Source organism: Longitalea luteola, assembly GCF_017356035.1.
GTDB classification, from domain to species: Bacteria; Bacteroidota; Bacteroidia; order Chitinophagales; family Chitinophagaceae; genus Niastella; species Niastella luteola.
On the sequence record NZ_JAFIQX010000003.1, the window covers coordinates 260,846 to 273,920 of the forward strand.

A 13,075-nucleotide genomic window follows, 5' to 3' on the forward strand; every position below is an offset into this window, starting at 1 on the left:
GAGATCAGCTGTTGCAAGTTTCAGGTTGGAGGTTACACGGCCACAAATATTTGGCACCTCGTCAACATTCAACCCGCTGCAGGTAAAAGCCCTGAACCCTGCGACTTGTAACCTGTAACTCATTAAAAGAAATAGCACCTCTTAACTGGTAGCGTTTTACCTAACGAATAATGAGCTCACTTTTTAAAACAATATTTTCGTAAGGCGCTTCCTGGCGGGCGGTTTTTTTGTCGATCAGGCGGAACAGCAACTCGGTGGCGCTCACGCCCTGGTCGTAGGGAAACTGTTCTACAGAGGCCAGCGGGGGATATTCGACATACTGAGTCACCGGCACGTTGGCATAACTTACAAAACACACGTCTTTATTGATGGTCAGTTTCTTTTGCCGGGCGTAATGGATAGCGTCGAGGGTAACATAGTCGTTAAAAGAAAGAATAGCGGTAGGCCGTTTCTTGAGCTGCATCAAAGCATCAAATGCCTTTTTAGTGCCTTCGACCGACAGATCGGTACTTACGATCAGCGATTCATCAACGGGAAGTTTATGTTTTTTATGAGCTTCGATATAACCGTCGAGCCGTTCGTTCTTCATGTTCAGCGTAGGCGGTCCCTGCAAATAGCCAATGCGTTTATGTCCTTTTTTTATCAGCCACTCCACCGCTTCTACCGAGCTGTCGTACAAATTGCAGCTTACGGAATGAATGTCCCTGGCATCGGGCACCCGGTCGAAGAACACCACGGGAATATCGTAATTCTTCATTTGTTCAAAGTGCTCGATGTGGGTAGTGCTGCTGCTGATAGAGGCAATGATGCCATCAACCCGGTGGTTCTTCATGCTTTCCACGAGCTTTTGCTCGCGGGCCAGGTCATCGTGGCTCTGGCCGATCAGTACAATGTAATTATGATCCATTGCTACATCTTCAATGCCGTTGATGGCGGCTGAAAAGAATTCCTCGCGCAGGTTAGGTAATACCAGTCCGATGGTAAAGGTTTTGCGCTGCTTGAAGAAGATGGCTGTCTGGTTGGGTTCATAATTAAGTTCGGCAGCCAGTTTTTTCACCGCCATTTTGGTGCGCAGGCCAATACTCGGATGATCGTGTAGGGCACGTGATACGGTAGAGGCTGAGATATTCAGGCGGCGGGCTATTTCCTTTATGGTGGGGAGTTTCTTTTCCATAATGTATTGAACCGAAGTTAATCATTGTACCGTAACAAAGTGTAAGCAAACGTTTGCGGAAAACAGGCCGGGTTACCAGTTACCAGTCGCCAGTTACAGGTTGTTGCAAACAGTTTTGGTTCTCGAAATTAAGGACCCGGTAACCGGTGACTGGTAACATTTCCATGGTTTGAAGCCGTGGCATGCTCCGAAATTACTTACCTGCAAAATTTGGTTTTCTTTTTTCAAGGAAGGCATTGGTGCCTTCAATCATATCCTGGGTAGAAAAACATTCGCCGAACAGGTTCACTTCTTCTGTAAAGCCATCTTTGGAATGATCGAACACGGCATTGGCGGCTTTGATACAACGGCCAACGGCCAGTGGCGCCCTGGTATTTACCAGTTCCAATATAGATCTGGCTTTATTCAGTAACTCATCTTGTGGCACTACATAGTTTACAAGTCCGTACTGAAGCGCAGCAGCGGCGTCGAGCATATTGCCGGTAATGAGCAGTTCAATGGCCCTGCCTTTGCCGATCAGTTGCGTGAGTCGCTGGGTGCCGCCATAACCGGGGATCAGGCCCAGGTTTACTTCCGGCTGGCCAAAACGGGCGTTGTCTGAAGCCAGTCTGAAATGACAGGCCATAGCGAGTTCACAACCGCCGCCCAATGCAAATCCGTTTACTGCGGCTATAATGGGTTTGGGGGCGTCTTCAATTTTTTTGAAAATGTACTGGCCTTTATGCGCCAGGTCCATGCCTTCATTGTGTTTCAATCCCTGGAATTCGCTGATATCGGCGCCTGCTACAAATGCTTTGGCGCCCGCACCTGTGATGATCGCCGATCGGATCGCATTATTGTTATACACTTCATCGATGGCGCTGTTTAATTCATCGAGTACGGTTTTGTTCAATGCATTCATTTTGTCGGGCCGGTTGATCGTAATGAGCAGAATAGCATTTTCTAAAGATGTAGTTATGGCAGAATACATGTTACAGGTTTTAATTCAATTTTCGAATTATTTTATTTACCTATCATGGTGGCACACCTGCACCAGGTTTGATGGTATTGTAAATCTAAAGTAAATAGGTGAATTTGGCCCGCCTGCGCTAAAGCTTCGGCCTTGCTTCGCCGAAGCTTCGGGAAGGCGCAGCGCGTAAAAAAAATGCAGCCTTTGGAAAAAGGCTGCCTATTCTGATAAGAGAACCTGTCCTGTTAATATGTTAAGATATCTCTGGTATGGTGGGGGTGGATATCGTTTTTGTTTATTTGACCCGTCAAAAATGCAAATAAAACCGGCCCGACAAAAGCGTCTCTGGTTGTAATGTGTAAAAGGGGTGCTGAAATGTAATTATCCAATAATGAAGCGTTTCGGCGGTGACCGTCAATGTATGGCAAAGAACCGTATTTTTGAAGCTAAAAGTTGCTTGCATGACTCAGAAAGTAAATCGCCCGTTACGGGTGCTGGTAGCTAAGGTTGGACTGGATGGGCACGACCGGGGCGCCAAGGTAATTGCTACTGCCTTGCGCGATGCCGGCATGGAAGTTATTTATACCGGACTTCGGCAAACCCCTGAAATGGTGGTCAATGCGGCCTTGCAGGAAGATGTGGACGCCATTGGAATCAGTATTCTCTCCGGGGCTCATATGACCGTTTTCCCCAAGGTGGTAGCCCTGATGAAGGAAAAAGGGATGGACGATGTATTATTAACCGGCGGCGGCATTATTCCGGAAGAAGACATGCAGCAATTAAATGCGCTGGGGGTTGGAAAATTATTTGCGCCCGGAACACCTACTACCGAGATCGCAGATTATATTGCCAACTGGGTCGTTACACATAGAAGCTTCTAACCATAATAAAGAAAAAGAGGGTCACCTGTTACAGCTGACCCTCATTTTTATTTTGGTAGACCTGTTTGTATTTATTATTTCTCTACAATTGCTCCAATACTCTTTTTATTCTGTTAACCGTTTCGTCTTTGCCAATAATGCCGGCTATCTCAAAAACGCCCGGACCAAACTTACCACCTACCAGCATTATACGCAGCGGCAACAATACATCACCGGGTTTTATTTGTTTGGCAGCAGCCAGCTCTTTGAAACCCTGCTCAAGCTCCGTTGGCACCCAGCTGGTTTGTTGTTGCAGGTAATTGATCACGTCGGTAAAAAATGCCTGCTTCGCTTCATTCCATTTTGGTTTGATGGCTGCGAGATCCCACTGTTCCGGTGTTTCGAAAAAGAAACGTGCCTGATCTACAAAATCAGGGATCAAGGTACAGCGCTCTTTAACGAGCGCAATCACTGTTTCAAGTTTTGTTTCATCAGTTATTGAAATGCCCTGGAGCTCCATGGCTTTTCTGACCTCAGACTTCAGGCTTCCGGCTTCAGACCTCTTTATCCATTCATGGTTGAACCATTTGGCTTTTTCGAAATCGAATTTGGCGCCGCCTTTGTGCACACGGTCAATAGAGAATTTTTCGATCAGTTCATCCAGCGTGAACAGTTCCTGGTCGGTACCGTCATTCCAGCCCAGCATGGCCAGCATATTTATAAATGCTTCAGGCAAAAAGCCCATTTCCCGGAAGCCCTTGGTTAACTCGGTACTGCCGTCTTCCTTCCTGGTGGTCCAGTTCATGGCAAAGACCGGGAAGCCTAAGCGATCTCCATCGCGTTTACTTAGTTTACCATTGCCATCGGGTTTTAATATCAATGGCAGGTGCGCCCATTGCGGCATTTGTGCCGACCAGCCTAAATATTTCCACAGCAAAATATGAACCGGTGAACTGGGCAGCCATTCCTCGCCTCTGAAGGCATGGGTTATCTTCATAAGGTAATCGTCTACTACCACTGCCAGGTGATAGGTGGGCATACCATCAGCCTTCAATAATACTTTATCATCGACCAGGCCGGTATTGAAACTGACTTCACCCCGGATCATATCGGTGAAGGTCACCGTTTCATTTTCCGGCATTCTGATGCGAATAACATGCGGAACACCATCGGCCAGCAACCGCTCTGTTTCTTCAAATGTGAGGGCGCATGAGTTGCGCATCTGCTGCCGCACTTTGTGATCGTATTGGGGAGAAGGATTTTCGGCTGTTTTAAACCGTTCACGCATCGACTCCAGTTCTTCGGGCCGGTCGAAAGCATAATAAGCTTTTCCTTCCTGCACTAAAAATTCAGCATACTGCCTGTACAGCTCTTTACGTTCGCTTTGGCGGTAAGGCGCGTAGGGGCCACCGGCCTGAGGGCTCTCGTCCGGTTGAAGTCCGCACCATTGTAAGCATTCATAAATATATTCTTCGGCGCCCGGAACGTAGCGGCTTTGGTCGGTATCTTCAATACGCAACACAAAGTCACCGCCCTGCTGGCGGGCAAACAAATAATTGTATAGAACAGTTCTTACTCCTCCTAAATGGAGACCGCCGGTTGGACTGGGCGCGAATCGTACCCGTACTTTTTCTGCCATAGTGCGCAAAGATAAGATAATGGCCAATGTGCAAAATGCCAGCCCGCGACTAAAGTCGGGGCAGTTGTGATAATGTGCTTATGGAAGCCTGCCCGGCAGGCAGATGGGCAAGTTAACAGGTTCACTGCAATTAATAGTGAAAAGCTTCGCCAGTATTAGCAAATTTGCACATTTTCACATTAGCTCATTCTGCTTCGTATCTTTATTGCATGCCAAAGAAACTGGTTTTCCTGTGTCTTTTATTTATATATAAATTGGTTCCGGCCCAGTTAACGTACCAGACCCTGTATGTGGATTATGATAGTGCATGGACGTACAAAAATTTGAAAATAATTCCCATCAGGCCCAAAGGTATGGGCGGGCAGGCCCAGGCATTACCGGGAATAATTTCGTTAAGCCAGGGATTGGCCAATGGAAGCATAGTGGTTAGCGAACGCGGTACCGCTGCTACGGAAAACGTGCATTGGCTGCGGATAAACAATAATGGACAGCAACCGGTTTATATAGGTTCAGGAGAAATTATTCTCGGCGGCCGTCAGGACCGCATGGTTTCAAAAGATACGATACTACCGCCTTCCCAAAAAGATCAGTACATACCGGTAATGTGTGTAGAGGAAGGGCGATGGAGTGAAAAAGTAAAGAAATTCCAGTATAACAATTATGCTGATCCCTCTTTACGTAAAGTGCTTGATCAGTCGAAGAACCAGGTGCTGGTATGGAAAGAGATCTTTACACAGTTAGAAAAAAGCAGCACCAAATCTTCTACGCTGGCCTATCTGGCACGCCGCAACGACAAAAAGTATACGCCGGAACAGGATGCTTATTTGCGTTACTTCAGCGATAAACTCAAGAGCAGCGACAGTTCCATCACTGGGTTTGTTTGTATGAGCGGTGACAAAGTGATAGGCTGTGATATATACGCCGGCAACAATTTATTTTATGGTGAATGGCAGCCATTGTTGCACGGATATATAGAAGAAGCGATCAGTTTTGGCAGCACGCCTGTTATTGCGGATGACAAGGTGAAAGCGTATCTCGATCCTATACTTGCCGATGAAGCATCGCAGGAAGCTTATCTTAAAAAAAACGGTAAGGTGTATAAGTACAAACAGAAAGTAGTGCACATTACCGGCTACGCACAGTAATTTCAGTTATTTTTGTTGCAGAGGATAGATAGCATGCTGTATTTTGTAAAAACTCCCTGGTGGCTTAAAAGGCTATATCCGCGTTGTGTTTGGGACATTCCGGTCAAAGAAAAAATTTTGTATCTCACATTTGACGATGGTCCACACCCGGTAGTTACTCCATTTGTGTTGGATCAGTTACAGCACTATAATGCAAAGGCCACTTTTTTCTGCATTGGTAAAAACGTTGCCGCACATCCTGAGGTATATCGCAGGATGTTGGAAGAAGGGCATCGCGCCGGCAATCATACATTCAATCATTTAAATGGCTGGAAGGTGACCGATGAGCTGTATATGCGAAATATCCTGGCTGCCGGAAAACATATCGACTCCAATCTGTTTCGCCCACCATACGGAAGGATCACCCGCTTTCAGGTGAAATTGCTAACGGGTATCCGAAATTCACCGGTGAACAATAACTTCAGTATAATAATGTGGGATGTGCTAAGTGGTGATTTTGATGTTGCACTATCAGGTGAAGCCTGTACATTGAATGTCATCAGGAATGCACAACCGGGTTCAGTGATCGTCTTTCATGACAGTGAGAAAGCTTTCCCCCGGTTAAAGGAAGCACTGCCAAAAACGCTGCAATATTTGAGTGAAAAGGGGTACCGTTTCGAAGCGATAAATCTGTAAAAAAAGGAATAAATGAGGGTGAAAATACCCTGCATTTGCGACAGTATGTCCTTAAAAAAAGTTGGGCCTGGGTAGACACCCTGGCCCGTTTTTAATCCGTACCCTATGAAAACTGAATTAAAGGTATAAACTTTTTTGATTAATGCAAAGTAATTTCCTTAACCTGGCCATTTACTGAAAAACTTGCTTTGTTTTCGCAGGTCCCCGACCCGTAGTCGAGCACTGCCACTGCGTCATTTCCTTTCTTCAGGGCCAGGGTGCCCCGGGAGATCCACCGGCAATTAAATCTTTTAATGAGTGGGGTGTTAACAGCGGTTGACCATTGAAAATACTTGTTATTTATCTGAGCCGCTCCGTTTGCCAGGCCGGTTAGCGTATAAACATCGTCGAGGCCCAGCAGGAGCGTTGCTCCGCCTTCGGTTTGTGTTACTGTTTTTTCGCTATTCCATTGAATATAATTGCCATTGGAGGTGCTTAGCCGGGCGTTGGAAACCCGCGATGTGTAGCTTTTCTTATCGGGTGTACCTGCATTGGTAAGCGTATAAGTGCCTTCAACTTTGAGATCATCCAGGTAATATCCTTCGAAGACAGTAGTTGCCGAGTTGCCTGATATAAAGAGATGACCGGTATATACGATATTGATCCTGCCTTTGCGAACCCTTCCATCGCGGCCAACACAGCCGGAACCAAAATCTATAGTAATATTTAAAGGGAAGCGGGTGTTATTGTTCAACTGTTTGGTAATCACTGTATAGCAGGTAGTCGTATCAGTTCCTTCGATTCGTCCGAAGATACCCGTGCCGCCTATTCCAACTTCCGTACTTACACCCATAACATTGTTGAAGACATCATCGAAAACCACTTCCGCCCGGGCATCAGCTACGGAGGCGATGGCAGCAAATTCTTCGCGGCCTGCAGGTCCTGAAGATGCGTCGTCCTGTTTTTTACAGGCGGAAAAAGCCAGCGCAGTAACTATAATTGTTTGTAAAACTGCGGTAAGTGGGGAAATAGTTTTCATAAAACAAATTAACGCTAATTATGATGAACCACGATCCGGGGTTATGACGACGCCGTGTTTAAATAGTTTAACAGATTCATAATTTTTTGGGAATTTTGCGGCCGATATGAATCTACAATTAATTGATACTCACTGCCATTTATACGGTAAGGATTTTTCCACAGATATTCAGGCTGTCATCGGACGCGCTGAAAATGAAGGGGTTCAGCGGTTTTACCTGCCCGCCATTGACAGCGAAGTGATAGACGCCATGCTGCAACTGGAGCAGGATTTCCCGGGCAAATGTTTCGCAATGATGGGGCTGCATCCCTGTTCGGTAAAAGAAGATTATGAACAAGAGCTGGCCGTAGTAGGCGAATGGCTGGCCAAACGGCCGTTCAAAGCGGTAGGTGAGATCGGACTGGATTATTACTGGGATAAAACATTTATAGATGCCCAGCATAAAGCTTTTCACAAACAGATAGAATGGGCGTTGCACTACGGGTTGCCGATCGTGATCCATTCGCGGGATTCCATGGCCGACAGCATTCGCATCGTTCAGGAACACCAAAAAGGACAGTTGCGGGGCATTTTCCATTGCTTTACCGGCACACTGGCCGAGGCTCAACAGATCATTGACCTCGGTTTTTACCTCGGCATCGGGGGCGTGATAACTTATAAAAATACCCATTTACGCGAAGTGCTAAAAGCGGTTTCCATGGACAAAATTGTGCTTGAAACCGATGCGCCCTACCTTACACCGGTACCTTTCAGGGGAAAAAGGAATGAGAGCAGCTATTTAAAATATATTGTGGAAAAGGTGGCGGAGGTAAAAGAAATAGGGGTAGAAGAAGCGGCTGCGATCACTACAGCCAATGCAAAAAAAATTTTCGGGGACTAACGATTTGAAAATGTAAATTTGCTGCCCTTTTGAAACGGAGACTTGTCCGAGTGGTTGAAGGAGCACGCCTGGAAAGTGTGTATACGGGAAACCGTATCGAGGGTTCGAATCCCTCAGTCTCCGCAAACAGAAAACAGCGCTCCCCCGATGCATCGGGGGATTTTTTATTTCGGTGGGGCCGGTATCTGCCTTCAGGTATTACAGACTGCTTTAACTATTTATAGGGAAGGTTCTTTAGAAATAAAAGATACCTTTAACCGTTTAACCTAAAAATTATAATGTCGAAAGCCGTCTTCAATAACAAAAATGCCGTCTTCTTTCCTTCTTTGAAAATGGCGATAGACAAATATTTTAAAGAGAATAACTTAAAAACAACAGGTTCCTGGAGGCTGTATTATAAGACCATCGTATTGATCGTTGCAGTAAGTGCTTTATATGTCCTTGCAATTAGTTTTTCACTCCCGGTATCTATTACTGTAATAACAGGTGTTCTTTTAGGATTCTTATCGGCATGCATAGGTTTTAATGTAATGCACGATGCCAATCACGGCAGCTATTCTTCCAGAAAATGGGTGAACAATACCCTCGGTTTAACCATAAATGCGCTGGGCGGTAACAGCTTTATCTGGCGGCATAAACACAATATAATCCACCACACGTATACAAATGTCGATGGAATAGATGATGATATTGCCAAAACGCCATTTATAAGAATGTGCAGTTCTCAACATTGGGTTCCCATGCACAGGCTTCAGCATTTGTATACACCTTTTTTGTATGCGATCAGCTCAATGATCTGGATATTGTTCCAGGATTTCGAAAAATACTTCAAAAGGAAAGTGCACAATACTGAGCTGCAGAAAATGAAAGTAAAAGATCATGTTGTTTTCTGGGTCAGCAAATTGTTGTACATATTATTTTATATCATACTGCCTATATGGCTTACCGGCTGGCAACAGTGGCTGGTATTTTTTGTAAGCCTGCACGTTGGTTTAGGTTTTACCCTGGCAATAGTATTTCAACTGGCCCATGTAGTAGAAGAAACTGAATTTGTATTTGCGCCTTTACAGGAAACAACCGTCATCGAGAATGAGTGGGCGATCCACCAGTTAAAGACCACCTCCAATTTTTCACCGCATAATAAGTTGATCTGCTGGTTTGCCGGTGGGTTGAATTACCAGGTAGAACATCATCTTTTCCCTCGCATTAGTCATATCCATTATCCGGCATTAAGCAGTATTGTAAAATTGAAATGCGAAGAGTTCAATGTTCCTTATAACAGCATTCCTTCTTTTAATCAGGCGGTTAGATCCCATTTCCGGTTTATAAAAGCGTTAGGCAAAAGACCGGCTGACTATTAACAAAAAAAACGATCATACATACAAGGTTATGCCCGTAACCATTTAATCATATGCGGATATGAAGGAATGTTGAGGCGGCGGGCATGCTTTTCATTAGCTGTCATTCCGATCTTTTCCAGCATGGAAAGCCCTATATAATTTTTTTCGCGGCAGCTGCCGGTTATATATTCCCGGCCGCCACGGTATCCCTGTTCGTGAAAAACAAAAAACGGGTCAATGAATAAATGAATGCAGGCTGCATAAGACCATGCAATGGCCATGATCTCTTCTGATTCCCGGTCTTTTCTGTTGATGATATTCCTTTCAGATAAACCATGCCGGTCAATAGCCGGGACTACTGCTATATGGCCGGCTTCGTGCAAAATATCACCGGGATGTTCCAAAGCATCTTTATCTATTATGATCATTCCTTTATTGATCAAAAGACCAGGCAGAAAGCTTTTATTGCCAATTTTTCTGAATGTGGTCTCAATACCAATGTTATTCAGAAATCCAATACATTTTTGAAGCAGAACCATTTCGTCAGCATCAATATCCTTCATTAATAAGGGAGTTGAAAGTCGTAAATGGTGAATGTACGATTATTTATATTTCCCGCCTGTTATAATATTTGGCCTCAGAAACGTCGGACGGGCTGCTGTGAATTTTTTCAGTTATACTTCTACGCCTGCTTCCTGTCTTGCTATCACCCGTAGAGGCTTTTTAGCCGCTTTTGCTTTTCGTTTTTTTCTACCCACCAGGTAAATGACAAAACCGGTTATGGGTAAGCTGAAGGCTACCATGGCGGCGATCAATGCGATTATCTGCGTTGGCAGTCCGTATAATTTTCCGGTATGAATGGGATAAACCATCCGGCGGATCTTATTTCCGGCAGAAGAGTTTTTAAACAATTTTTCTTTCAGGAGACGGCCAGTGCCTTTTTCAAAATACAGGACATCCGTCACGTTGTTCTCGGCCACTTCATGGTTCATTTTATTTACAGTTACCGCGAGGCTGTCATTAGTGGGCAGTAACATGGCAATGCGGCCTTTATAGGGAAGCCTGTTATTCGTTTGCTGGTATAACGATTCGTAAAATCCTGCCTGAATGGGTTGCTTAACAACGTTGGCTGGCGCTTCGATCTTTTGCATGGGTTTGCCATCGGCTATCAGATAAATGGCATTATTGAACCAGTCATACGCCCAGGTAAGCCCTGTTAAGGAAATAGCCAGCAGTACGAGGTGTACATAAAAACCACCTACAGCGTGAAGGTCCCAGTTCAACCGTTTCCATCTGGAGCTCCATGCAATGCGGGTTCGTTGTTTAAGTAAGTGCCAGCGTTTGGGCCACCATAGCACAATTCCGGTAATGATCATTATTACAAAAATGAGACAGGAGGCCCCGGTAATGGCTAATCCCACTTCGTTCATACACAGGTGACGGTGCAGGTTCAGCACAACACCAAAAAAGCGTTTGTTAAACTCCCGTGCTTCTATCAACTGACCGGTATATGGATTCACCGCAAGGTGCCAGGTGTACTTCTTGTTCTTTTTCGCCATGAAGATCACCGAGCGCCCGGGCGCCTGGGTCTCTATGTAAATGCGGGTTACTTTGATCTCCGGATTATATGCGACTGCTGTATGGTACAGGCTGTCTACCGGCAGACGTTGTGCATTTTGCGGCACTGACACAAAGTAGAAATCATGATTGGCCCATTCATCCAACTCATCTTCAAACACCAGCAGAATGCCGGTGCCGGCAACGATCAACACCACCAGCCCTGATGCCAGTCCCAACCATAAATGCAGTTTGCCAAAAATCTGTTTCAACGTCATTGCTCCCTATTGTAATAAATAAAAATAGTCCCGCCACTGGCGGGACTTCAACTAATCAGCGCCTTAACACCTGGTTGTATTACTTACCAGTATATACAACCGGGTATAGGCTATTTAACGACAATATAAGTTCCATCAAAACCGGTAAACTGCAAAATAATAAGCGGATGGTTTACTCGGTATAAATAAAACCCTTATACCCGTCTAACTGTGTACACTCATGTAAAGAACTGGTCGCGTTTTTGCGTAAAGGTTGTCGCCGTGAAAGGTCTTTTCAGGGTCGTTTTAACTTTTTTGCGCAAAGGTTTTGCGCAAAGTTCTCCGAAAACAGCCATTCTGGTTTACGGAATCGGAAACAGCGTTTACGCGATCGGGAAAAGTAAAAGTCCTCAGGCGTACCCGCCTGGGGGCCTGGAAAGCAAAGAGGTGAGTCTCAGTTGCAAATGCGTTTAGCGAACGGTTGGTAGTTTTATTCCGATTTATATTTTTGAACCAGGTACAAGCCGGATAAAGTCAATAACATGCCGGTAATGGTAAAAAAACTGATGGGTTCGTTCATCATTATTCCGGCAATTACAAATCCGAATACCGGACAAAGGAATAACCAGAAAGAGGCTTTTACAGCATTGTCTTTTAACAGGTAAAGCCAAAGCTGAACGCCTAAGATGGATACAGGAATGGCGAGCCACAAGATGGGCGCCAGCATATTGAAGCCCCAGTTATTTTTTGCGGGGTTGTAGGTAGCTATCACTGCCGGTACCAGGAATACACCGCCCAGCAGCGTTTGCCAGCCATTGATAGTGAGTATATGCAGATCGCCCCAGTTCTGTCTTGAAAAATAAATGACACCGGCCGAATAAATGACCATACACAGCATTAACAGGCTGATGCCGCCGGGAGTCGCATAACTATGCGTGAACAGGGGCCAGGCGGCCAGTAATACACCGGTCATGCACAACACCAAACTTATAATGGTAATGATGCGTAACCGGTGGCCAAAGATGAGCGAAGCCATTAGATTGATGAGCACCGGATTGGTAGCGATGGCCAGAGAGCCCAGACCGGCTGACACATTTCTCATTGCCAGTACATACAGGCCCAGGTACAGCGAAATATTGAGAAGGCCATATATAGCGAGTTGTTTCCATTCGTTCTTTTGCGGAAGCCGCTTGCGCAAAACGCCATGCGCAAGTAATAACATTAATAAACCGGCAATAAAAAAACGAAGGATACAGATCACGAAAGGCTGTGCATGCTGTAAACCAAACTTGGTCGCTACTGCAGCTGAAGGCCAGAGTATTGCAAAGCCTGTTCCTGTTAAAAACCATAACCAGCCTGTAGATCTTTTCTTGATTCCGGAGTCCTCTTGCTGCTTCAATGATTGGATTTTTTGAAGGGCAAAATTACCCCTAACTCTTGAAACAGCAATCATGAATGACAAATGTGAAATTTCAGTGCGCGATCAACAAATCGACAATCGTGAATCGACAATCGTCAGGCGTTAATCGTGAATCGTCAATCGGCAGTATAAGGAAAAAAAACAGGAAGTACGGGTTTCAA

The 13,075-nt window shown here is 45.2% G+C and carries 12 protein-coding genes and 1 tRNA gene; 6 read left to right on the forward strand and 7 right to left on the reverse strand.

Going from position 1 to position 13,075, the window contains the following annotated elements:
• Positions 1-160: 160 nt before the first annotated feature.
• Both JUB15_RS09610 and JUB15_RS09615 read right to left on the reverse strand, forming a co-directional pair.
• On the reverse strand, positions 161-1,174 hold the full coding sequence (locus JUB15_RS09610) for a LacI family DNA-binding transcriptional regulator (protein WP_207512261.1): 1,014 nt from the start codon (positions 1,172-1,174) through the stop codon (positions 161-163).
• A gap of 193 nt (positions 1,175-1,367) precedes the next feature.
• A complete protein-coding gene (locus JUB15_RS09615) occupies positions 1,368-2,144 on the reverse strand; it encodes an enoyl-CoA hydratase/isomerase family protein (protein WP_207512262.1) in 777 nt (258 codons plus the stop codon).
• A 440-nt stretch (positions 2,145-2,584) separates the two neighbouring features.
• Between JUB15_RS09615 and JUB15_RS09620 the strand changes: the two genes are divergently transcribed.
• Positions 2,585-3,004: a cobalamin B12-binding domain-containing protein gene (locus JUB15_RS09620; RefSeq protein ID WP_207512263.1), complete on the forward strand. Its 420-nt coding sequence runs from the start codon at positions 2,585-2,587 to the stop codon at positions 3,002-3,004.
• 82 nt (positions 3,005-3,086) lie between these two features.
• Here JUB15_RS09620 and gltX read toward each other — a convergent pair whose 3' ends face one another.
• Complete coding sequence (gene gltX, locus JUB15_RS09625; RefSeq protein ID WP_207512264.1) at positions 3,087-4,622, reverse strand: glutamate--tRNA ligase; 1,536 nt, start codon at positions 4,620-4,622, stop codon at positions 3,087-3,089.
• A 209-nt stretch (positions 4,623-4,831) separates the two neighbouring features.
• Here gltX and JUB15_RS09630 point away from each other — a divergent pair, with 209 nt between their 5' ends.
• Positions 4,832-5,767 carry an ARPP-1 family domain-containing protein gene (locus JUB15_RS09630; RefSeq protein WP_207512265.1) on the forward strand — a complete coding sequence of 312 codons (936 nt, stop codon included), beginning with the start codon at positions 4,832-4,834 and terminating at the stop codon, positions 5,765-5,767.
• Positions 5,768-5,800: 33 nt separating this feature from the next.
• Positions 5,801-6,442 carry a polysaccharide deacetylase family protein gene (locus tag JUB15_RS09635; RefSeq protein ID WP_207512600.1) on the forward strand — a complete coding sequence of 214 codons (642 nt, stop codon included), beginning with the start codon at positions 5,801-5,803 and terminating at the stop codon, positions 6,440-6,442.
• A 139-nt stretch (positions 6,443-6,581) separates the two neighbouring features.
• Here the strand turns inward: JUB15_RS09635 and JUB15_RS09640 are convergent, their stop codons facing one another.
• Positions 6,582-7,460, reverse strand: a complete 879-nt coding sequence (locus tag JUB15_RS09640) for a hypothetical protein (RefSeq protein WP_207512266.1) — start codon at positions 7,458-7,460, stop codon at positions 6,582-6,584.
• 106 nt (positions 7,461-7,566) lie between these two features.
• On the opposite strand from JUB15_RS09640, the gene JUB15_RS09645 reads away from it, so the two are divergent.
• From JUB15_RS09645 to JUB15_RS09655, 3 genes are all read left to right on the forward strand, one after another.
• Positions 7,567-8,340 carry a TatD family hydrolase gene (locus tag JUB15_RS09645; protein WP_207512267.1) on the forward strand — a complete coding sequence of 258 codons (774 nt, stop codon included), beginning with the start codon at positions 7,567-7,569 and terminating at the stop codon, positions 8,338-8,340.
• A 36-nt stretch (positions 8,341-8,376) separates the two neighbouring features.
• A tRNA-Ser gene (locus tag JUB15_RS09650) sits at positions 8,377-8,463 on the forward strand.
• 155 nt (positions 8,464-8,618) lie between these two features.
• Positions 8,619-9,701 carry a fatty acid desaturase family protein gene (locus tag JUB15_RS09655; RefSeq protein WP_207512268.1) on the forward strand — a complete coding sequence of 361 codons (1,083 nt, stop codon included), beginning with the start codon at positions 8,619-8,621 and terminating at the stop codon, positions 9,699-9,701.
• Positions 9,702-9,727: 26 nt separating this feature from the next.
• Here the strand turns inward: JUB15_RS09655 and JUB15_RS09660 are convergent, their stop codons facing one another.
• The 3 genes from JUB15_RS09660 to JUB15_RS09670 all read right to left on the reverse strand — a co-directional run bounded on the left by JUB15_RS09660 (position 9,728) and on the right by JUB15_RS09670 (position 12,893).
• Positions 9,728-10,243, reverse strand: a complete 516-nt coding sequence (locus JUB15_RS09660; protein WP_207512269.1) for a hypothetical protein — start codon at positions 10,241-10,243, stop codon at positions 9,728-9,730.
• Between the two features lie 111 nt (positions 10,244-10,354).
• Positions 10,355-11,515, reverse strand: a complete 1,161-nt coding sequence (locus JUB15_RS09665) for a PepSY-associated TM helix domain-containing protein (protein ID WP_242696287.1) — start codon at positions 11,513-11,515, stop codon at positions 10,355-10,357.
• Positions 11,516-11,984: 469 nt separating this feature from the next.
• On the reverse strand, positions 11,985-12,893 hold the full coding sequence (locus tag JUB15_RS09670; protein ID WP_242696288.1) for a DMT family transporter: 909 nt from the start codon (positions 12,891-12,893) through the stop codon (positions 11,985-11,987).
• Positions 12,894-13,075: the final 182 nt, after the last annotated feature.

Bases quoted from the DNA above. Each gene is read 5' to 3' on its own strand.
- JUB15_RS09610 (WP_207512261.1), bottom strand. From the start codon at position 1,174: ATGGAAAAGAAACTCCCCACCATAAAGGAAATAGCCCGCCGCCTGAAT.
- JUB15_RS09615 (WP_207512262.1), bottom strand. From the start codon at position 2,144: ATGTATTCTGCCATAACTACATCTTTAGAAAATGCTATTCTGCTCATT.
- JUB15_RS09620 (WP_207512263.1), top strand. From the start codon at position 2,585: ATGACTCAGAAAGTAAATCGCCCGTTACGGGTGCTGGTAGCTAAGGTT.
- gltX (WP_207512264.1), bottom strand. From the start codon at position 4,622: ATGGCAGAAAAAGTACGGGTACGATTCGCGCCCAGTCCAACCGGCGGT.
- JUB15_RS09630 (WP_207512265.1), top strand. From the start codon at position 4,832: ATGCCAAAGAAACTGGTTTTCCTGTGTCTTTTATTTATATATAAATTG.
- JUB15_RS09635 (WP_207512600.1), top strand. From the start codon at position 5,801: ATGCTGTATTTTGTAAAAACTCCCTGGTGGCTTAAAAGGCTATATCCG.
- JUB15_RS09640 (WP_207512266.1), bottom strand. From the start codon at position 7,460: ATGAAAACTATTTCCCCACTTACCGCAGTTTTACAAACAATTATAGTT.
- JUB15_RS09645 (WP_207512267.1), top strand. From the start codon at position 7,567: ATGAATCTACAATTAATTGATACTCACTGCCATTTATACGGTAAGGAT.
- JUB15_RS09655 (WP_207512268.1), top strand. From the start codon at position 8,619: ATGTCGAAAGCCGTCTTCAATAACAAAAATGCCGTCTTCTTTCCTTCT.
- JUB15_RS09660 (WP_207512269.1), bottom strand. From the start codon at position 10,243: ATGAAGGATATTGATGCTGACGAAATGGTTCTGCTTCAAAAATGTATT.
- JUB15_RS09665 (WP_242696287.1), bottom strand. From the start codon at position 11,515: ATGACGTTGAAACAGATTTTTGGCAAACTGCATTTATGGTTGGGACTG.